The organism is Blastococcus mobilis (assembly GCF_900188025.1).
Lineage (GTDB): Bacteria > Actinomycetota > Actinomycetes > Mycobacteriales > Geodermatophilaceae > Blastococcus_B > Blastococcus_B mobilis.
Genome location: NZ_FZNO01000020.1, coordinates 87,108 through 106,199, shown reverse-complemented (window position 1 = coordinate 106,199; position 19,092 = coordinate 87,108). Strand labels below are relative to the sequence as shown.

Sequence of the window (19,092 nt, the reverse complement as noted above, 5' to 3'; positions counted from 1 at the left end):
GCACCCGCGGCCGCCCAGGCCCGAGGGCATGCCGGCAACCAACGCCTGCACGACCGCTGGACCCGGCTCGCCGCGCACCACAAGAAGCACACCGTTGCCTGCGTGGCCATCGCCCGCGAACTGGCCGGCTGGTGCTGGTCCCTGGCCACCCTGCCCGACACCTGACCACCGGAGGCACCGGAGCTTGCTCCCGCCCCGCCAGATGCCTGGCGCCGTCCTCGCCGAAGTCAAGGCCAAGCCCTTCGGGTGGCCTGCGGCCAGCCTTGACCCCGGCTGCGGGCGACGCCGCAGGGCAGCGGAGCGGAAGCAACCCGACCGAACACCATCCACCACAGACCTGGCTCGAGTAGGCCACCGACGGGCAGCAGCGCGAGGGGCCTGACCGGCGATTCGGCTGTGAGCCACGCCGTCGACCCACCACACGGATCGACGACGTGACGCTCGACCTCAGACACGCCGAAGCGCCCCTGCCGAACGCCGTCCTGCGGTGACCAACCCGCGCATATCAGCATCGACCGCGCGTCGCACCGACACGCCCACCCCGTCACCACGCCGACTCAAGCCAGCACAAAAACGAGGCGCCGCCAGAGCACCCAGCCCCGGCGGCGCCCCGCCACGCCCTCTTGACAGGCGACCTCACATATCAGCCGAAGCGGACGGCGATCAGCGCGACGTCGTCCCGGTGGTCCAGGGCCCCGCTCACGGCGGCTTCGCACAGCTCCCGGGGCCCTGCCTCGACGGGCGCTGCGGCGACCCGCGCGCACAACTCGTTGATGCCCTGGTCCATGTCCGCGCCGGGCCGCTCGATCAGCCCGTCGGTGTAGGCGATGAGCGTCGAGCCCGGTGGCACCTCGAGGACGACGGTGTCGCGCTGCGTCCCGGCGTCCACGCCGACGAGCATGCCGGTGATCCCCTCCAGGACCCGCACCGCGCCGTCGGGGGAACGGAGCAGCATCGGCGGATGACCGGCGTTGGCCACGTGGAGGCGCCACGGCAGCCCCGGTGCCGTGGGACGCAGCCCCCGCGCGTAGACCATCGTGGCCAGCGAGGCGACCCGCAGGCCCTGGACCGTCCGGTCGACGCGGGCCAGCACGTGCCCCGGCCCGGCGTCCTCGGCGTCCCAGATGCAGGCGCGCAGGACGCCGCGCAGGTGTCCCATCGTGGCGGCGGCGGCGACGTCGTGGCCGACGACGTCACCCACGACGATGCCCACCGAGCCGTCCGGCAGCTCCAGCAGGTCGTAGAAGTCGCCGCCGACGTCGGCCGCCGACGAGGCGCTGACGTAGTGGGCGGCCGACTCGATGCCCGGCACCTCCGGGAGGACCGGCAGCAGTGAGCGCTGGAGCGTGTCGGCGACCGCGTGCTCACGCTGGTAGAGCCGCACGTTGTCCACCGCCAGAGCGGCCCGCCCGGCGAGATCCTCGATGAGCTCGACGTCGTCGCGGGTGAAGGCCCGCTCGCCGGGGCCGCGGACCAGTGCGATGGCGCCCAGGGTGCGCCGGCGGGCGACCATCGGGACCGTCAGCACCGAGCTGCCGCCCAGCCGGTGGAAGGCCTCCCGGGCGCCCGTGGACGTGATCGCCTCGGCGATGATCTCCGGCGTCAGCTCGGCCAGGAGCACCGGCTGTGACGTCGTGATGCTCCGCCGGCTCGGGGAATGCGGCGGCAGGTGCATGACGTGCAGAGCGGTGAACTCCCGCAGGTCGGCCTCCCGCCCATCCCTGTGGCGCGCGACGGCGTCACGGATCCCGCCGTACTCGTCGAGGAGGGTGAGGTAGACCCAGTCTGCCAGCAGGGGGACGCACAGCCCGGCGAGCCGTTCCAGCAGCTCCGACATGTCCAGGGTCGCGATGAGCGTGCTGGTCGCCTCGGCCATGAGGGCCAGCCGTTCCTGGGCGCGCTCGGCCTGGACCTGCGCCTGCTCGGCGTCCCGGCGCGCCTGCTCCGCCACCGAGCGGGCCAGCTCGGCCTCCTGCCGGGCGGAGTGCTCGGCCGCGAACGCCGCCTCACGTTCGTGCTCCACCCGCACCCGCTCGGTGACGTCGGTCTGCACGCCCACGAAGCTGACCAGCTCGCCGTCACCGTCGAAGACCGGGCTCACCGACAGCTGGTTCCAGAAGGCGGTGCCGTCCTTGCGGTAGTTCAGCAGCGTCGTCGTGACGGTCTCCCTGGTCTCCAGCGCGCTGCGGATCGTCGCCACGGAGCCGGCGTCGGTCGCCGGGCCCTGCAGGAAGCGGCAGTTGCGGCCGATCGCCTCCTCGGCCGCGTACCCGGTGAGCCGCGTGAACGAGGGGTTCACCCAGATCAGCGGGTTGTCCGGCCGGCGTGGGTCGGTGATGGTGAACGTGATGTCGGTGGCGGTGACCGCCCGCTCGCGCAGCGCCTGGAGGTAGGCCTCGGGGTCGGCGACCTCCTCCGGCGGGTCCAGGTGCAGGAAGACGACCAGGGCGAGCTGCTGGTGGCTGTCGACCTGCGACAAGGGGAAGCCCGTCACCCAGAGCAGCTGGTCGGCCGACCCGTCGGCGGTGTCGGCGCGCTCCGGCACGCTGCTCGTGCGGGGAGCCAGCCGCACCGCCTCGCCGGCGACCGGGCGGCCCTGGGCCACCGTGGAGAGGGGGCCGCTGCTGCTGGCCAGGGGTGCACCGGAGAGATCGGTCAACCCGACCGCCGCACCCCAGGTGTCGACGTCCACCGGCAGGCCCACGTTGCCGGCCAGTTGCACGGCCGCGCTGTTGGCGTATACGACCGAACTGGCCTTCTGGTCGATCACCAGGACGGCGACGGGCACGTCGGCCAGCACGCCGGGCAGGCTGGCCTGGGCACCCGCGGTCCCGGCATGGTCCGACACCGCGGCGCTGGCGGCGGTGACGATGCCCGCCTGCTGACCGAAGCCGGGAGTGGCGTCGGGCGGCGCCCCGGATCCGAGCGCGCCCACGGCCTGCTCGGCCGCCGTCCCGGGCACGGGGGTGGGCGCGGTCGACGTCCCGGGACGATCGCGCTCGGAGGGCACGGAGTCATCTAACCGTGTCCCAGCCACGTGCTCGATGACGGCGTCCGTGTCCACCTGTCCAGGGGACAGGCGGCCGGGTGTGGGCCGGCCGCACCGGGGGAACCGCTGGACCGGCCCCTTCGTCACCGCGGTCACCCCGTCCGCGGCCACCCCGAGAGGAACCACCATGGGACTGCTCGACCAACTCCTCGGCCGTCGGACGCGTGCGTCGGAGTACGGCCACCAGCAGTACGGCCCCTCACCCGAGCATCGGGCGCCCGCGCAGGCCGGCCGTCAGGAGCAGCTGCCCGGCGACCAGGCGATCGCCCGCTACCGGTACCTCCTGCGCACCGCTCCGCCCGAGCAGATCGAGCAGGCCCACGCGGAGGCCTTCGCCCAGCTCACGGTTGACCAGCGGCAGCAGGTCCTGGCCCAGCTCGCCGCCGCCGTCCCCGCGGGGGAGCGCCCGCGCACCGACGACCCCGAGACGCTGGCCCGGGTGGCCACCCGGGCGGAGATGCGCCAGCCGGGCACCCTGGAACGGGCGCTGGGCGGGTACGGGCCGGGTCATGGCGGCGGGTACGGCGGTGGGTACGGCCGCGGCGGTTACGGGCCGGGTTACGGGCCGGGTTACGGCGGCGGGTACGGCGGTGGCTACGGCGGCCCCGGCATGGGCGGCATGATCGGCGGGAGCCTGCTGGGCACCATCGGTGGGCTCGTCATCGGCACGGCGGTCGCGGACGCGCTGTTCGACACCGGGCTGGGGGACGGCGGGCTGTTCGGCGGCGGGGACGAGGAGGCCTACGCGCAGGGCTACGGGGACGGCTACGGCGACCAGGGCGGTGACTACGGGGGCGACCCGAACGCGGACTTCGCCGGGGGCGCCGACAACGGCGGGGACTACGGCGGTGGTGACTTCGGCGGTGGTGACTTCGGGGGCGGTGACTTCTGAGCCGGTTCCCGGCCTGACCTGCGCAGGAGGAGGAGTCCGAGCACCGGAAGGACCAGCGGCACGAAGTAGTAGCCGCGGCCGTAGGCCGACCAGACCGTCTCGTCCGGGAACGCGGCCGGATCGACCAGGGAGAGCGTCCCGATGACGAGGACCCCGACCAGTTCCACGGTGATGGCGGCCAGCGCGGTCCGGCGTCCGCGTCGACCGCGCGCGAGGCCGACGGTGGCGACGACGTACACCGCGGCGGCCAGGGCAGACAGCAGGTAGGCGACCGGCGCCTCGCTGAACCGGGTGGCGATCTGCACGGCGGCCCGCGCGCCGGCGGCCAGGGCGAAGGTGCCGTACACGGCCACGAGAACCCGCCCCGGCCCCGACGTCCCGGATCCAGCGCTCTCGGCGGGCCCACCCAGCGCACGCTCCTCACGCACCGGTGGTTCCCCAGAGCTGCAGCAGCCGCCAGACCATGACCCCGACGACCGCACCCGACACGGCCAGGACGGTGCCCGCCCAGCGCGTCCGCTCGGCCCGCGCCCACAGCACGCCGGCCACCGGGACGAGGAGAATTCCCAGCAGGTAGCCGACGAACGTCGGGGTGTCCTCGGGCCGGTCGCCACCGGCCATCGCCGCCGCCGCCAGGCCCGCCTGCAGGACCAGGAGGCCTTCCAGGAGCGCGGCCACCGCCAGGTGGACCAGACCGATCCGCCGGCCGGCGACGGTGGAGAGCACCCCGAGGAGCACCACCAGCACCGCGACCACCGTGACCGTGCCGACGAGGAACGGCGTCACCGGCGTCGATCCGCGGGGAGGGGGCCGGTCAGCACCCCGCCATCCTCTCGCGGGGGCGGCCCCTCGGTCGCCGTGGGGTCGGCGGTGGACGTGACCGGATGCTGGTCGACGGCATGGACGTCGGGGACACACCCGGCCCTGTCCCGGCCCGCCGGCCGGCGTGCACGCCTGGCGGTGCGCCGGCTCTCCCTTCGGGCGTGGACCGGCGTTCAATGGCGGGCGTGCCGAGGGCAGCCGTGGCGGATCACGAGTCGGCCGCCCCCGGTGGGCACCGACCCCGGCTTCGGGACCGGCTCGTCGTCAGCCTGCTCGCGGGCCTGCTCGCCGCTCTCGCGGTCACCGCGGCCACCGGCCTCCTCTCGGGGCGGCCGATCGGCGCGGCGGACAACGGCGACGGCGTGCGCCTCTACTGCGGTGCGGGACTGGTGCCCGCCACGCCGACCGGCAGCGCCAACTGGGTCGGCGGCGTGGTGCTGGATTTCGTCGCCGGAGGCGCTCCCTGCCCGCTGGCGGCGCCGTCGTCGGCGCGCGCGGCACTCGAGCTCGCTCTCGGGGGTGCTACCGGACCCTGGTCGCTCACCGAGCTGGGCTGGCTCTATGCGGTCGCCGTCGCGCTGGTGTCCGCGCTCGCAGCCTGGGCGGCGACCGCGGGCCAGTTGGTCCGGGTGCTGGTGCTCGTCCCTGCCGTGCTGCCTCTGGCGAACGCCGACTTCGCCCGTTTCTTCCTGTCCACGTACGGAGAGCCGGCGGGCCTCGTCGGCGCCTTCGCGGTGTGCGCAGGGACGGCCGCGGTGGCGGTCACCCGGCCGCGGCACCGCAGCGCCCGCTGGGCGGCGCTGCTGCTGACCGCGGGAGGCGGCCTCGTGGCAGGGACGGCCAAGCCCGGTTACCTGCCGCTGCTCCTCCTCGCCGTGGCGGTCTGCGCGGTGACCGCCGTGGCGATGCCCGGGCGCCGGAGATGGTTGGCGCGGGTACCGGGGCCCGTGGTCGCGGGGGCCCTCGTGGCGGCATCAGTGGTGCCGATCTCGGCCGCACTCCAGTGGCAGGACCGGGCCTATCCCGGGGTGAACGCCCACAACCTCGTCTTCACCCTCGTGCTCCCGGAGGTCGGTCGCGCCGCGGTGGACGATCTCGGACTGCCGGAGGACGCCACGTCCTTCGCGGGCCGGTCCTACTACCCAGACGGTCCCAGCGGAGTTCCCGGGGCAGACCGGATCGCCGCGGACCCCGACGGCATCCGCGCCGCGGCGTGGCAGCAACTGGTGAGCCACCCCGCCGCGCTGGCCCTGGCCGTGGGAATCGCTCTGCAGGCCACCCACGGGCGAGGGCTGGCCTACCTGACCGCGCGGCCGTGGTCGCCGGACCGCCCGCTCCCCGAACCCGAGTCGCCGGTCGGCGAGCAGGGCGCCACGGCGGACGCGTTGCACCGGTGGCTCGACGGGATGGGCCTGCCGTGGCTCCCCAGCGTCCTGGCCACGATCGGCATCGCCGTCGGTGCCGCGGCCGGGCTGCTCCGCCCGCCGCTCGCCCGCGGACTGGCCCGGATGTCGGGGGTGACGGCGGCCGGCGCCCTGGGGCTGGCCGTCGTGGCGGTGCTCGGCGACGGCTACTTCGAGATCGCCAAGCACGTCTGGCTCAGCGCGTACCTGCTCGACGTGGTGACCGGGGCGCTGACCATGTGCGTCGTCTCGCTCGTCGGTGTGGTCGCGCGGCGGCCGGCCGGTGCGCGGAGGGCGCTCGCGCGTGTCGCTGAGCGGGCGGGGAGCGCCGGGTAACCAGACGGCCGGTCCGTCGTTGAGGCAGCGCACAGTCGCCGTCACCCAGCGAGGAGTCACATGAACCGGTCACTGCGTCGAGTCCTTGCGGTGGGGGGCCTGTCCGTCGTCACGGCAGGCCTGCTCGCGGCGCCCGCCCAGGCGGCCCCGTCCGCCGCCCCGGTGCAGGACTTCCTGGCCGACCAGCTGAGCACGCTGACCGGTGACACCACGGTCCTGGTCCACGGCACCGACATCGCCGCCGCGCGGGCCGCGGTCGACGCCACGGGGATGCGGGTGGTCACCGAGTTCGAGCGCATCGGTGTCGTCGTCGCCTCCGGCACGGCCGCCCAGATCGAGGCCGCCGGCGCCGAGCCCGGCGTCACCTACCTCGAGGGCAACACCCCGATCGAGTTCACGCAGGAGACCTCCAACACCGCCACCCGCGGTGCCGAGGCTGCGGCCACGCTCACCGGCGCGAACGGGCAGGCGCTGGACGGCAGTGGGGTCTCGGTGGCGGTCATCGACTCCGGCATCGACCCGACGCACCCCTACTTCCGAAACCCCGACGGCAGCAGCGCGGTCGTGGCGAACCTCAAGAGCGTCTGCCTGATCGAGTCCGGTGCGGGCCCCGACTGCGTGCTCCGCGTGCCGGGCTCCCTGGACACCGACACGACCTCCGCGGGAGGGCACGGCACGCACGTGAGCGGCATCGTCGGCGGCCGGCCGACGACGCTCACCGACGGCGGCGAGCTCACCGGTGCGGCGCCCGGCGCCAGCATCGTCTCGATCTCCACCGGGGCGGTGCTGCTGATCGTCGGCGCGGACTCCGCGCTCAACTGGGTGCTGGAAAACCACGATGCGCCGTGCGGCGCCGGGGTCTCCGCGGCGGTCTGCCCGCCGATCAAGGTCACGAACAACTCGTACGGTCCGTCCGGCGGCGGCGAGTTCGATCCGAAGTCCGCCACCGTCAAGCTGCAGCGGGCGCTGGCTGCCGAAGGAATCGTCACCGTGTGGGCGGCCGGGAACGACGGGGGCGACGGGTCGGAGTCGCTGACCAACTCGCCCGGGCAGGACCCCACCGGCGGCATCCTCTCCGTCGCCTCGTACTACGACCAGGACACCGGCACCCGGGACGGCGTGGTCAGCGACTACTCCTCGCGCGGCGCCGAGTCCGACCCCTCCACCTGGCCGGACCTCTCCGCACCCGGCGAGAACATCACCTCGTCCTGCCGACTGACCATGCCGATCTGCTCCACCGGCCTGGACCCCCGCAACGGTCCGGGGCTCACCGACCTCGGCACCTTCAACACCATCAGCGGGACGTCGATGGCCGCACCGCACATCGCCGGCATCGTCGCTCAGCTCTTCCAGGCCGACCCGACGGCCACCCCGGCCGAGATCGAGGCGGCCCTGAAGGGCACGACGCACCGGTACACCGACGGAGCGGCGTACACGACCGTCGGTGGGTACGCGACGTCCTTCGACAAGGGCACCGGTCTGGTGGACGTCGTGGCCGCGGTGGAGAAGCTCCGCGGCGGCACGACTGCCAAGCTCACGCGACCCAAGCCGGGGAAGGACAAGCCCAGGGGCTGACCCGGGTACGGGCACGACGGCGAGGGCGGTCCCGGCAGGGGCCGCCCTCGCTGCTGTTCCACGTGGAACCTCTGCAACGCGGGCGTGAACTGACTCACGCTGCGCCGCTCTCGCGTCGCGGGGCTCGGACCCCAGGGGTTGGATTGAGCGCATGTGCGGCCTCTGCGGCGAGATCACGTTCGACGGGTCACTGGCCGACACGACCGCGGTCGCCCGCATGGTCGAGTCGCTCGTCCCGCGCGGCCCCGACGGCCAGGGTTCCTGGAGCAACGGCCGGGTGGCCTTCGGTCACCGCCGGCTCTCGGTCATCGACCTCTCCACCTGCGGTTCGCAACCGATGGTGGACAACGAGCTCGGTCTGACCGCGGTCTTCAACGGCTGCATCTACGACTACCGGGAACTCCGGGCCGAACTCGAGGGCCACGGCTACCGCTTCTTCTCCCACAGTGACACCGAGGTGATCCTCAAGGGCTACCACCACTGGGGCACCGACGTCGTCTCGCACCTGCACGGGATGTTCGCGTTCGTCATCCACGAGCGGGACACCGGCCGGGTGGTCATGGCCCGCGACCGGCTCGGCATCAAGCCGCTCTACCTGGCCGAGACCCCGAAGCGGCTCCGCTTCGCCTCGACCCTGCCGGCACTGTTGACGGCGGGCGAGGTCGACACCTCCATCGACCCGGTCGCGCTGCACCACTACCTGACCTGGCACGCCGTCGTCCCGGCGCCGCGGACGATCCTGAACGGCGTCCGCAAGCTGCCGCCCGCGACCGTACGGGTGATCGAGGCCGACGGCTCGAGCACCGAGCACCGCTATTGGGAACCGCGGTACGAGCGCCGTCCCGAGCACGCGAACTGGTCGACCCGGGACTGGGAGGACGCCGTCGAGGAGGCCCTGCGGGTCGCCGTCCGCCGGCGGCTCGTGGCGGACATCCCGGTCGGGGTGCTGCTGTCCGGCGGGCTGGACTCCAGCCTGATCGTCGGCCTGCTGGCCCAGGAGGGGCAGCAGGACCTGGCCACGTACAGCATCGGCTTCGAGGCCGTGGGTGGGCGTGTGGGGGACGAGTTCGCGTACTCCGACGTCATCGCGGAGCACTTCGCCACCGATCATCACCGGATCCGGGTGACCTCCGACGAGCTGTCGGCTGCCCTCGGCCACGCGATCGGGGCGATGGCCGAGCCGATGGTCAGCCACGACGTCGTCGCCTTCGACCTGCTCAGCGAGCGGGTGAGCGAGACGATCCGCGTCGTCCAGTCCGGACAGGGCGCTGATGAGGTCTTCGCGGGCTACCACTGGTACCCGCCGCTGGCCGGGGTCGGCCGCGAGGAGGCCGTCGAGAGGTACGCGCGAGCGTTCTTCGACCGCGACCACGCGCAGCTGCGTTCGGTCGTCTCCGACCGGTACGCCCTCGACGAGGATCCGAGCCTGGCCTTCGTCCGGACGCACATGTCGCGGCCCGGCGCCGAGACCGCCGTCGACGCCGCCCTGCGCCTGGACAGCGAGGTCATGCTGGTCGACGACCCGGTCAAGCGGGTGGACAACATGTCCATGGCGTGGGGCCTGGAGGCCCGCGTGCCGTTCCTGGACCACGACCTGGTCGAGCTGGCCGCGCTCTGCCCGCCCGATCTGAAGCTGGCCGACGGCGGCAAGGGAATCCTCAAGGCGATCGGCCGGCGGATCATCCCCCCGGAGGTCATCGACCGGCCCAAGGGCTACTTCCCGGTGCCCGCGATCACCCACCTCGAGGGCAAGGTGCTCGGGATGGTGCGGGACGCCCTGACCGGTGACGCCGCCCGCGACCGCGGTCTCTTCCGTCCCGAGTACGTCGACGAGCTCCTCGCCGACCCCAACGGCGAGCTCACGCCGCTCCGGGGGAACAAGCTGTGGCAGCTCGGGCTGCTGGAGCTCTGGCTCCAGGGGCACGGGGTCTGACGCGGTGACCGGAAGACCCCGGCTCGCCGGCCACCGCCGCCGGACGCCCGTGGCCGCCACCCCCGACCTCACCAGCCGGTCGTGGAAGGAGCCCTCGGAGCACCAGCTGCAGGGCATGGAGACCGACGTCGTCCTCGACCTCGGGTGGGGCCGCCTGGTGTTCGGCCAGACGTTCTCCGACCTGGGCGGCATCGTGGACGCGCTGCGGGCGGAGGAGACCGGCCGGCGCGACATCTGCATCTACCCGCGTGACCCGCACGTGCTCGTGGGTCTGGCGCCGGACGAGCTGTTCATCGATCCCAGCTACACCTACCGGCTCGACCTCTACCGGTACCGGCCGCGAGCCGAGCTGATCCGGGACGTCTTCGTGCGGACGGTGACGTCCGAGGCCGAGATGGACCGGATCAACGAGATCTACGCGATCAACGGGATGGTGGTCGGCGACACCGCCACCATGTGGCGCAACCACCGCACGCGCTCCTTCACCTACCTCGTGGCGGAGGACCAGCGCACCGGAGCGATCATCGGCACTGTCACGGGCGTGGACCACCAGCTGGCTTTCGGTGACCCGGAGGGCGGCACCAGCCTGTGGTGCCTGGCCGTCCACGCCCAGGACGCCCCGCCCGGCACCGGCGAGGCGCTGGTCCGGGTGCTCGCCGAGCGCTACGTGGGTCGCGGCCGCGCCTACCTCGACCTCTCGGTTCTGCACGACAACTCCGGCGCGATCCAGCTGTACCGGAAGCTCGGCTTCACGCGCGTCGCGGCGGTCTGCGTGAAGCGCAAGAACCCGATCAACACCCCGCTGTTCGCCGCCCGTCCGGCCGGTCTCGCGGACCTCAATCCGTACGCCCGGATCATCGCGGACGAGGCGGTGCGCCGCGGGGTCCGCGTCGAGGTGACCGATGCCGAGTGGGGCGAGATGCGACTGACGGTCGGCGGCCGGACGGTGCTCACCCGGGAGTCGCTCTCGGAGTTCACCAGCGCGGTGGCGATGAGCCGGTGCGACGACAAGCGCGTCACCCGCCGGATCATGGAGCGGGCGGGGGTTCGCGTCGCCCGGGGAGCGCTCGCCGGTGAGGGTGAGCTCCAGGAGGCGGCCGCCCTGCTGCGGGAGGTCGGCGCGGTCGTCGTGAAGCCCGCCCGCGGCGAGCAGGGGCGCGGGATCACCGTGGGCGTGAAGGACACCGCCGGGTTGGAGCGGGCGGTCGCGCACGCCCTCCATTTCTGCCCCGACGTGCTCGTCGAGGAGCTCGTCGAGGGTGACGACCTGCGGGTGATCGTGATCGACCGAGAGGTGGTGGCCGCCGCCGTCCGCCGTCCGGCCGAGGTGGTGGGAGACGGTCGTCGTCCGGTCACCGAGCTGATCCGCTCGACCAGCCGCCGCCGCGAGAGGGCCACGGGCGGTGAGTCGCGGATCCCGCTGGACGACACCACGACCGACGTCGTCGCGGAGGCCGGCTGGTCGATGGACGACGTCCCGCCCAGCGGCGAGCGCATCCAGGTCCGGAAGACGGCGAACCTGCACACCGGCGGAACCATCGTGGACGTCACCGACCGGCTGCATCCCGAGATCGCCGAGGCGTCGGTCCGGGCGGCGGCGGCGCTGGGCATCCCGGTCACCGGGCTGGACTTCCTGGTGCCCGCCGTCGACGGGCCCGACTACGTGTTCATCGAGGCCAACGAGCGGCCGGGGCTGGCCAACCACGAGCCGCAGCCTGTCGTCGAGCGGTTCGTCGACCTGCTCTTCCCGGAGACCCGCCGCCCCTGACCCCAGTTCTCGGTACAGAAGGCGGGTCTCCGCCGGAGCTCTCGGTACAGGAAGCTGCGGGTCACTGCGGCCGCAGCAGCGCCAGGAGGCCGTCGATCTCGTACTGCGCGGAAGTGCTGGTGCGGCCGGATGTCGTAGTGGTTGCGGCGCCCGCGGCGCGTGCGCGTCAGGTACCCCGCCTCCTCGAGGTCGCGGAGGATGCCGAGCGCGGCCCGTTCGGTGATGCCCACACCGCGGGCGCTGCGGCTCTTCCGCCGGTACGTCCCGATGACCGACGCGTACTACGGCCAGCGGTTTCGTCGTCCGCCGCGCCGGGGTGCTCCTGGCCACCCCGCTGCTGGCCGTCCTCGTGCTCGTCGAGGTCACCGACATCGTGTTCGCGGTGGACTCCATCCCGGCGATCTTCGCGGTCACCGACGAGCCGGTCCTCGTGTTCACCGCGAACGCCTTCGCCATCCTGGGCCTGCGGGCGATGTACTTCCTGCTCGCCGACCTGATCCACCGGTTCGTCCACCTCACGACCGGCCTGGCGCTGGTCCTCGTGTGGGTGGGCATCAAGATGCTGCTGAAGGTCGACATCTTCTACGTGCCCACGACCGTGAGTCTGGCGGTGATCACGGTTCTCATCGGCGGCTCGATCGCCCTCAGTCTCCGTGCCACGCGCGGGCAGGGCCGCTCGGCCCTCCAGCCGCCGGCCGACCCGCCGTTCCGGGTGGCCACGGCCGAGGAGGAGGCCGACCTCGAGCCGGTCCGGTCCTCCCGCCGCCCCGCACCTGTCGACGCCGCTGCCGCGCCCGCCGACGAGGAGGCGCGCCGGTGACCGACGACCTGCCTGCCGATCGACGCCGCGTCAGGCCAGGCCGAGCTCGGCGCGGATCTCCGCGTCGTGCTGGCCCGGCGCGGGGACGGAGCCGACGGCGCCGGGGGTGACCGAGAAGCGGGGCGCGACGTCGGGTTGCACCACGCCGTCCACCTCGACGAACACGCCCCGCTCGCGGTTGTGCTCGTCGCGGGTCGCCTCCAGCAGCGACCACACCGGCGCGACGCACGCGTCGGTGCCCGCGAACACCGCCCACCACTCGTCGCGGGTCCGGGAGGCGAACAGCTCGGTGAAGCGGTCGCGCAGGGCCGGCCACTGCCGCGGGTCGTTGCGGTCGGGCAGCGACTCGTCGCCCGCCAGGCCCAGGCCGTCCAGCAGTGCCGCGTAGAACTGTTCCTCCAGCGCGCCGACGGCGAGGAACTGCCCATCGCGGCAGCGGTAGACGTCGTAGAACGGCGCACCGGTGTCGAGCAGGTTGACCCCCCGCCGATCGCGCCAGGCGCCGGCGTCCAGCATGCCGTGGATCATCGTGGTGAGGACGGCGGTGCCGTCGACGATCGCGGCGTCCACGACCTGGCCCTCCCCCGTCGCACGGGCGTGCACCAGGGCCGCCACGACGCCCAGCGCGAGGAACACTCCCCCGCCGCCGAAATCGCCGAGCAGGTTCATCGGTGGCGCGGGCCGATCGTCGGGCCGGCCGGTGGCGCCTAGTGCCCCGGTCAGCGCGATGTAGCCGATGTCGTGGCCCGCGGTGGTCGCCAGCGGCCCGGTCTGACCCCATCCGGTCATCCGGCCGTAGACCAGCGGCGGGTGCGAGGCCAGCAGCTCGTCGGGCCCGAGGCCCAGGCGCTCCATGACGCCGGGCCGGAAGCCCTCCAGCAGGACGTCGGACCGCGCCACCAGCGCCCGGACGACGGCGAGGTCGGCATCGTCCTTGAGGTCGAGCGCGATGGAGCGCTTCCCACGGTCCAGCAGGGACGTCGCGCCCAGAGTGCCGATCAGACCGCCCCGGCCCCCACGGCGGTCGATCCGCACGACATCGGCCCCGAGGTCGGCCAGGAGCATGCCACAGAAGGGACCCGGTCCGAGCCCGGCGAACTCGACGACCCGTACGCCCTGCAGCGGTCCCACGGCCACACCCTCCCCGGCACGGGGCCGCCGTCGTGCGACCCTCCTCGGGCATGCTGCCCGACGCGGCCCGAGAGCGGAGAGGGAGGTCCGGCGCCGATGGCGTACGTGCTGGCGGCTCTCGGCGGAGCGCTCGGAGCCCTCGCCCGATGGGGTCTGACAGAGGTGCTCCCCTCCCCCGGCGGCTGGCCCGTGGCCACCCTGCTGGTCAACCTCACCGGCTGCTTCCTGCTCGGTGCTCTGCTCGCCGGTCTCGCCACCCGCTCGTCCGAGCCGTCCTGGGCCCGACCCTTCCTCGGTGTCGGCGTCCTCGGTGGCTACACGACGTACTCCGCCTTTGCCGTCGAGGTGGTGCGCCTGGCCGACGGCGGAGCACTCACCCTGGCGGTCGGCTACATGCTGCTGTCTCTCGTCGGCGGGATCGCGGCGGTCGGGCTGGGCGCGGTGGCGGTGCGGCGGGCGGTTCGGTGACGCCGCTGCTGGTGGCGGTCGGTGCGCTGGTCGGTGCGCCCGTGCGGTTGCTCGTCACTCGCCTGGCGGCCCGCGGGGGCCGGGACCCGGCCCTCGGCACTCTTGCCGTCAACGTGGCCGGCAGCGCGCTCCTCGGCGTCCTGCTCGGGCGGGCGGACGTGCCGGCCTGGGCGGTGGTCCTGGTCGGCACCGGGTTCTGCGGCACACTCACGACGTTCTCGACGTTCGGCGCCGACGTCGTCCGCATGCTGGAAGAACGCGTCCTGGGCCATGCCCTGGCCTACCTTGTCGCCACGGTGGCGCTCTGTATCGGTGCTGGGGCAGCCGGGTTCGCGCTGTCCGGATAGGGTCATGAGCGGTATGACGAACAACACGGGGCAGGACGTGGGGGCGGACAGCCCGGTGGTCGTGGTGGCCAACCGGCTGCCGGTCGATCAGGTCACCGATCCAGACGGCAGCACGCGCTGGCAGCGCAGCCCGGGCGGGCTGGTCACCGCGCTCGAGCCGTTCGTCGCCGGCCGGGGCGGCGCCTGGGTGGGCTGGTCGGGGTCGGCCGGGGAGGCGCCGGAGCCTTTCGAGTCCGGGGGCATGTCGCTGATCCCGGTGTCACTCACCGAGGACGAGGTGGACCGCTACTACGAGGGCATGTCCAACGCCTCGTTGTGGCCGCTCTACCACGACGTCGTGGAGAAGCCGGAGTACCACCGTGCCTGGTGGGACACCTACGTCCAGGTCAACAAGCGCTTCGCCGACCGCACCGCGGCCGTCGCCGCGGAGAACGCGATCGTGTGGGTCCACGACTACCAGCTCCAGCTGGTCCCCGCCCTGCTGCGGCAGCAGCGGCCCGACCTGACGATCGGCTTCTTCCTGCACATCCCGTTCCCGCCCTACGAGCTGTTCACCCAGCTCCCCTGGCGCTCGGCGATCGTCGAGGGGCTGCTGGGCGCGGACCTGGTGGGCTTCCAGCGGCCTGCCGCGGCGCAGAACTTCGTCCAGCTGGCCCGACGACTGCACGACCTGCCGGCCCGGGGGCCGGTCGTCGAGTACGACGGCCGCACCGTGGCCGCCCGCGCGTTCCCGATCTCCATCGACGTCGCCGCCTTCGACGAGCTGGCCCGCTCCCCCGAGGTGCTGGCCCGAGCCAAGGAGATCCGCGCCGAGCTGGGTGACCCGTCGAAGATCATCCTGGGTGTCGATCGGCTGGACTACACCAAGGGCATCGGCGTCCGGCTCGAGGCGTTCGAGGAGCTGCTGGAGGACGGCGCTGTGGAGACGCCCGACACCGTGCTGGTCCAGGTCGCCACGCCGAGCCGCGAACGCGTGGAGCACTACGTGCACATGCGCGAGACGATCGAGCAGAAGGTCGGCCACATCAACGGCGTCTTCGGCTCCATCGCCGGCCCCGCCGTGCACTACTTCAACCAGTCCATGCGGCGCGAGGAGCTCGCGGCGCTCTACCGGGCTGCCGACGTCATGCTGGTCACTCCGTACCGCGACGGGATGAACCTCGTGGCCAAGGAGTACGTCGCGGCCCGCGGTGACCTCGGGGGCGCCCTCGTGCTCTCGGAGTTCGCCGGGGCGGCCGCTGAACTGAAGCAGGCGTTCCTGGTCAACCCGCACGACATCGCCGGCGTGAAGAACCAGCTCCTGCGGGCGCTGCGCATGGAGCCGGCGGAGGCCGCCAAGCGCATGCGTGCCATGCGCCGCCATCTGGCCAAGAACGACCTGGACCACTGGGCCGGCTCCTTCTTCGAGGCGCTGCGCGGTCAGGCGGTCGGACAGCCGACCGGCAGGGAGGTCGGCCGTTCCTCGGCACCGCTGTCGATGAACCGGGGCGGCGCTCAGGGATGATCGACCTCCCTGCCGATCTGGACGCCGCGCTCGCCGACCTGGCGCGGCGGCGGCCGGTGCTGGTCGCCAGCGACTACGACGGCGTGCTGGCGCCGCTGGTGGGCGACCCGTCGGCTGCGGTGCTGCTGCCGGGCATGGCCGACGTGCTGGCCCGGCTCGCACGGTGCGACGGGGTGACGGTGGCCCTGGTCAGCGGCCGGGGGATGGCCGACCTGCAGACCGTCAGCGGGCTCTCGGGCGACTACCGCTGGGTCGGCAGCCACGGTGCAGAGTTCGACGGTCCGCTGTCCGACGAGCTCGCCGGGCGGCGCGACGCCCTGGCGGACGTGCTCGCTCCGGTGGTCGAGGGCACCCCGGGCGCCCTGCTGGAGATCAAGCCCGCCAGCGTGGCGGTACACGTCCGCAAGGTCGCCGACCGCGCCCTGGCGTCCGCGCTGCTGGACCAGGCCCGCACGCTCGTCGATTCGTCACTGACGCTGAAGCCCGGCAAGGAAGTGCTCGAGGTGGCGGTGACCGACGCCGACAAGGGCACCGCCCTGCGCCGGCTCATCGCGGAGGTCGCGCCCGCCTCGACCATCTACCTCGGGGACGACGTCACGGACGAGGACGGGTTCCGTGCCCTGGGCCCGTCGGATGTGACGGTCAAGGTCGGGGACGGCGAGACCGACGCCCGGCACCGGGTCCCCGATCCCGCGGGCGCCCTCGCGGTGCTGGAGCGCCTCGCCGACCTGCTGGCCTGAGACACAGCACTCCCGGTTTCGTGTCGGGAGCGGCCGGAACGTGACCGTGGTCGCCGATGACGCTCGTCGCCCCTCCCGTGTCACACCCGTGCGAGCGAGCTGAAGATCGCCAGCAACATCACCGGGGTGTCCACCGCGGCGGACTCCACCACCCAGGCGCTGACCCAGACCCGGACCGCCGTCGACGAGCTGTTCTGGATGGCGGCGGACCTGCGCACCACCGTCGGGCGGTTCACCTACTGAGCCGGCATCGACCGCACCGGCGCTGGCCGGATGACGAGGAGCGCATGACCGACCCGGTCATGCGCTCCTCTGCATACGGTGGGCTGCCATTCGCGCTCAGCCGGGAGCGAATGCCTCGGGCGGCCCGTAGCGCCAAGTAGACGATTCCGGAGCGGTTACCAAAAAATCTTGCGGCTCGTTTTTCGACACGTCCGCCACGGGCCCATTCATGAGAAGCGATCGCCTAGTTTTCGGTTCTGCAACGCCCGCGACTCTCGAGACTCGTCTCCTGCAGACCACGGTGGCCTCACGCCTCCACGCCGGCGTCGTTCGCCCCGAATCCCGACCCGCTACGGCAGAAGAAGAGAGACCACCGGTCACATGACTACGAGCATCACCCCCAGTCGCAGGAGTCGGCGTCTCGGCGTCCGCGGCCAGATCCTCGCCGTCGGCGCCGCCGGCATGACAGCCGCCATCGCAGTGGGCGCGTTCGCCATCGACGGGCTCGGCAGCGCCGGCGCGAGCTTGGACGAGGTGTCGGCGCTCGAGGCGGCCGCGAGCTCCGTGCAGAGCATCCAGACCTACAACGCCGACGTCAGTGGCTGGCAGGTCGCCTACGCGTGGGACGCGCGCAGGATCGGTCCCGCCGCGGCGGTGCAGCCGACCCCGGGTGGCAACCGCGCCGGCTTCCTCGACATCAGCGAGCGGCTGCGCGCCGAGCTGACGAAGGCGCCCACCGAGGTGTACACCGAGGACGAGGTCGCGCTCGCGGACGAGATCGACGCGAAGTGGGACACCTTCTTCACGCTGGACGAGCAGGCCGCTGCGCTCTATGCCCAGAACACCGCCGCGACCACGGATGCGGCTGACACGCTCATCCTGAACGAGGGCTTCGGTGTCTACTACGAGCTCATCGACCTCACGAACGCCCTCCATGAGTCGCTCGAGAACCGGGTCGAGGTGGCCCGCCTGGCGGCGGAGGACCGGCAGGCGCAGACCACGCAGATCATGATCGCGGTCATCGTCCTGGGAGTCTTCGTCGTCCTCGGGGTCGCCTTCGCCGTGGCGCGGCGCATCACGCGGCCGCTCGGTGCGGTGATGGACGTGGCCACCGCCCTGGCGGCCGGTGACCTGACGCGGACGAGTGGCGTCACCCAGTCCGACGAGGTCGGCCGAACCGCGGCCGCCCTTGACGAGGCCATCGGCAGCCTGCGCGGCGTGATGTCGTCGGTCGTGTCGTCCGCGGATGCGGTGGCGGCGTCGTCGGAGGAGCTGAGCGCGTCGTCGGCGCAGATCTCGGCGTCGGCGGAGGAGACCTCCGCGCAGTCGGGGGTGGTGTCCTCGGCGGCGGAGGAGGTGTCTCGCAGCGTGCAGACCGTGGCCGCGGGTGCCGAGGAGATGGGCGCGTCGATCCGGGAGATCGCGTCCAACGCCGCGGAGGCCAGTGAGGTCGCGGCTCGGGCGGTGACCGCGGCGGAGACGACGACGGCGACGGTGGCCAAGCTGGGGGAGTCCTCGGCCGAGATCGGCAACGTGGTGAAGGTGATCACCAGCATCGCCGAGCAGACCAACCTGCTGGCACTGAACGCGACGATCGAGGCGGCGCGGGCCGGCGAGGCCGGCAAGGGCTTCGCCGTCGTCGCCAACGAGGTCAAGGAGCTGGCCCAGGAGACGGCGAAGGCGACCGAGGACATCGCGCGGCGGGTGCAGTCGATCCAGGGCGACACCACCGCCGCGGTGGCCGCGATCGAGGAGATCTCCTCGATCGTCGCGCAGATCTCCGACCGGCAGACCACGATCGCCAGCGCGGTGGAGGAGCAGACCGCGACCACGAACGAGATGTCGCGGTCGGTGCAGGAGGCCGCGGACGGCACGACCGAGATCGCCAGCAACATCACCGGGGTTTCCACCGCCGCGGAGTCCACCACGCAGGCCCTGGGCCAGACCCGCACCGCCGTCGACGAGCTGTCCCGGATGGCGGCGGACCTGCGCACCACCGTCGGGCGGTTCACCTACTGAGCCGGCACCGACCGCGCCGGCCCTGACCGGAATGCATCAGGAGAAGCGCACGGCCCTCGGGCC

General features: G+C 72.9%; 15 protein-coding genes and 1 pseudogene. 12 read left to right on the top strand and 4 right to left on the bottom strand.

Translation table 11 applies throughout. The features are described 5' to 3' along the window. Positions 1 to 643: 643 nt before the first annotated feature. Positions 644 to 3,178, bottom strand: coding sequence for a GAF domain-containing SpoIIE family protein phosphatase (locus CHB94_RS17325; protein WP_089337803.1), 2,535 nt, complete (start codon positions 3,176 to 3,178; stop codon positions 644 to 646). Between CHB94_RS17325 and CHB94_RS17320 the strand changes: the two genes are divergently transcribed. Beyond that, complete coding sequence (locus CHB94_RS17320) at positions 3,177 to 3,941, top strand: hypothetical protein (RefSeq protein WP_089337802.1); 765 nt, start codon at positions 3,177 to 3,179, stop codon at positions 3,939 to 3,941. The genes CHB94_RS17325 and CHB94_RS17320 overlap by 2 nt on opposite strands. Here the strand turns inward: CHB94_RS17320 and CHB94_RS17315 are convergent. Continuing rightward, positions 3,890 to 4,369, bottom strand: a complete 480-nt coding sequence (locus CHB94_RS17315; RefSeq protein WP_254920720.1) for a hypothetical protein — start codon at positions 4,367 to 4,369, stop codon at positions 3,890 to 3,892. The two genes, CHB94_RS17320 and CHB94_RS17315, sit on opposite strands and share 52 nt — an antisense overlap. Further along, complete coding sequence (locus CHB94_RS17310; RefSeq protein WP_089337801.1) at positions 4,362 to 4,727, bottom strand: hypothetical protein; 366 nt, start codon at positions 4,725 to 4,727, stop codon at positions 4,362 to 4,364. The genes CHB94_RS17315 and CHB94_RS17310 overlap by 8 nt, the downstream gene beginning before the upstream one ends. Positions 4,728 to 4,948: 221 nt before the next feature. Between CHB94_RS17310 and wsfD the strand changes: the two genes are divergently transcribed. The 5 genes from wsfD to CHB94_RS17280 all read left to right on the top strand — a co-directional run bounded on the left by wsfD (position 4,949) and on the right by CHB94_RS17280 (position 12,598). Then, the gene (wsfD, locus tag CHB94_RS17305) at positions 4,949 to 6,502 is read left to right on the top strand and encodes a glycan biosynthesis hexose transferase WsfD (RefSeq protein WP_141137537.1); all 1,554 of its coding nucleotides are present in this window, start codon (positions 4,949 to 4,951) and stop codon (positions 6,500 to 6,502) included. A 60-nt stretch (positions 6,503 to 6,562) separates the two neighbouring features. Further along, positions 6,563 to 8,077, top strand: coding sequence for a S8 family peptidase (locus CHB94_RS17300; RefSeq protein ID WP_089337799.1), 1,515 nt, complete (start codon positions 6,563 to 6,565; stop codon positions 8,075 to 8,077). A gap of 151 nt (positions 8,078 to 8,228) precedes the next feature. Then, positions 8,229 to 10,010: an N-acetylglutaminylglutamine amidotransferase gene (locus tag CHB94_RS17295; protein WP_089337798.1), complete on the top strand. Its 1,782-nt coding sequence runs from the start codon at positions 8,229 to 8,231 to the stop codon at positions 10,008 to 10,010. A gap of 4 nt (positions 10,011 to 10,014) precedes the next feature. Next, positions 10,015 to 11,778: an N-acetylglutaminylglutamine synthetase gene (gene ngg / locus CHB94_RS17290; RefSeq protein ID WP_089337797.1), complete on the top strand. Its 1,764-nt coding sequence runs from the start codon at positions 10,015 to 10,017 to the stop codon at positions 11,776 to 11,778. Between the two features lie 316 nt (positions 11,779 to 12,094). Further along, positions 12,095 to 12,598: a TerC family protein gene (locus CHB94_RS17280; RefSeq protein WP_217899359.1), complete on the top strand. Its 504-nt coding sequence runs from the start codon at positions 12,095 to 12,097 to the stop codon at positions 12,596 to 12,598. Between the two features lie 30 nt (positions 12,599 to 12,628). On the opposite strand, the gene CHB94_RS17275 is transcribed toward CHB94_RS17280, so the two are convergent. Continuing rightward, positions 12,629 to 13,729 (bottom strand): CaiB/BaiF CoA transferase family protein, encoded by a 1,101-nt coding sequence (locus tag CHB94_RS17275; RefSeq protein ID WP_176445606.1) that lies wholly within the window; start codon positions 13,727 to 13,729, stop codon positions 12,629 to 12,631. Positions 13,730 to 13,825: 96 nt separating this feature from the next. On the opposite strand from CHB94_RS17275, the gene crcB reads away from it, so the two are divergent. From crcB to CHB94_RS17245, 6 genes and pseudogenes are all read left to right on the top strand, one after another. Further along, complete coding sequence (gene crcB, locus CHB94_RS17270; protein WP_089337796.1) at positions 13,826 to 14,197, top strand: fluoride efflux transporter CrcB; 372 nt, start codon at positions 13,826 to 13,828, stop codon at positions 14,195 to 14,197. After that, on the top strand, positions 14,194 to 14,544 hold the full coding sequence (locus CHB94_RS17265; protein WP_089337795.1) for a fluoride efflux transporter FluC: 351 nt from the start codon (positions 14,194 to 14,196) through the stop codon (positions 14,542 to 14,544). Before crcB ends, CHB94_RS17265 begins: the two co-directional genes overlap by 4 nt. Positions 14,545 to 14,548: 4 nt before the next feature. After that, positions 14,549 to 16,048, top strand: coding sequence for an alpha,alpha-trehalose-phosphate synthase (UDP-forming) (locus CHB94_RS17260; protein ID WP_303395991.1), 1,500 nt, complete (start codon positions 14,549 to 14,551; stop codon positions 16,046 to 16,048). Beyond that, on the top strand, positions 16,045 to 16,788 hold the full coding sequence (otsB, locus tag CHB94_RS17255) for a trehalose-phosphatase (RefSeq protein WP_089337794.1): 744 nt from the start codon (positions 16,045 to 16,047) through the stop codon (positions 16,786 to 16,788). Before CHB94_RS17260 ends, otsB begins: the two co-directional genes overlap by 4 nt. Positions 16,789 to 16,890: 102 nt before the next feature. Beyond that, positions 16,891 to 17,031: pseudogene (locus CHB94_RS26980) on the top strand (methyl-accepting chemotaxis protein); the annotation flags it as partial. A 360-nt stretch (positions 17,032 to 17,391) separates the two neighbouring features. Continuing rightward, entirely contained in the window at positions 17,392 to 19,029 is a 1,638-nt protein-coding gene (locus CHB94_RS17245; protein ID WP_089337793.1) for a methyl-accepting chemotaxis protein, read from the top strand. The last annotated feature ends 63 nt before the right edge of the window (positions 19,030 to 19,092 follow it).

Excerpts from the sequence above, each read along its gene's own strand:
- CHB94_RS17300 (WP_089337799.1), top strand. The coding sequence starts at position 6,563 with ATGAACCGGTCACTGCGTCGAGTCCTTGCGGTGGGGGGCCTGTCCGTC.
- otsB (WP_089337794.1), top strand. The coding sequence starts at position 16,045 with ATGATCGACCTCCCTGCCGATCTGGACGCCGCGCTCGCCGACCTGGCG.
- CHB94_RS17295 (WP_089337798.1), top strand. The coding sequence starts at position 8,229 with ATGTGCGGCCTCTGCGGCGAGATCACGTTCGACGGGTCACTGGCCGAC.
- crcB (WP_089337796.1), top strand. The coding sequence starts at position 13,826 with ATGGCGTACGTGCTGGCGGCTCTCGGCGGAGCGCTCGGAGCCCTCGCC.
- CHB94_RS17320 (WP_089337802.1), top strand. The coding sequence starts at position 3,177 with ATGGGACTGCTCGACCAACTCCTCGGCCGTCGGACGCGTGCGTCGGAG.
- CHB94_RS17260 (WP_303395991.1), top strand. The coding sequence starts at position 14,549 with ATGAGCGGTATGACGAACAACACGGGGCAGGACGTGGGGGCGGACAGC.
- CHB94_RS17245 (WP_089337793.1), top strand. The coding sequence starts at position 17,392 with ATGACTACGAGCATCACCCCCAGTCGCAGGAGTCGGCGTCTCGGCGTC.
- CHB94_RS17325 (WP_089337803.1), bottom strand. The coding sequence starts at position 3,178 with ATGGTGGTTCCTCTCGGGGTGGCCGCGGACGGGGTGACCGCGGTGACG.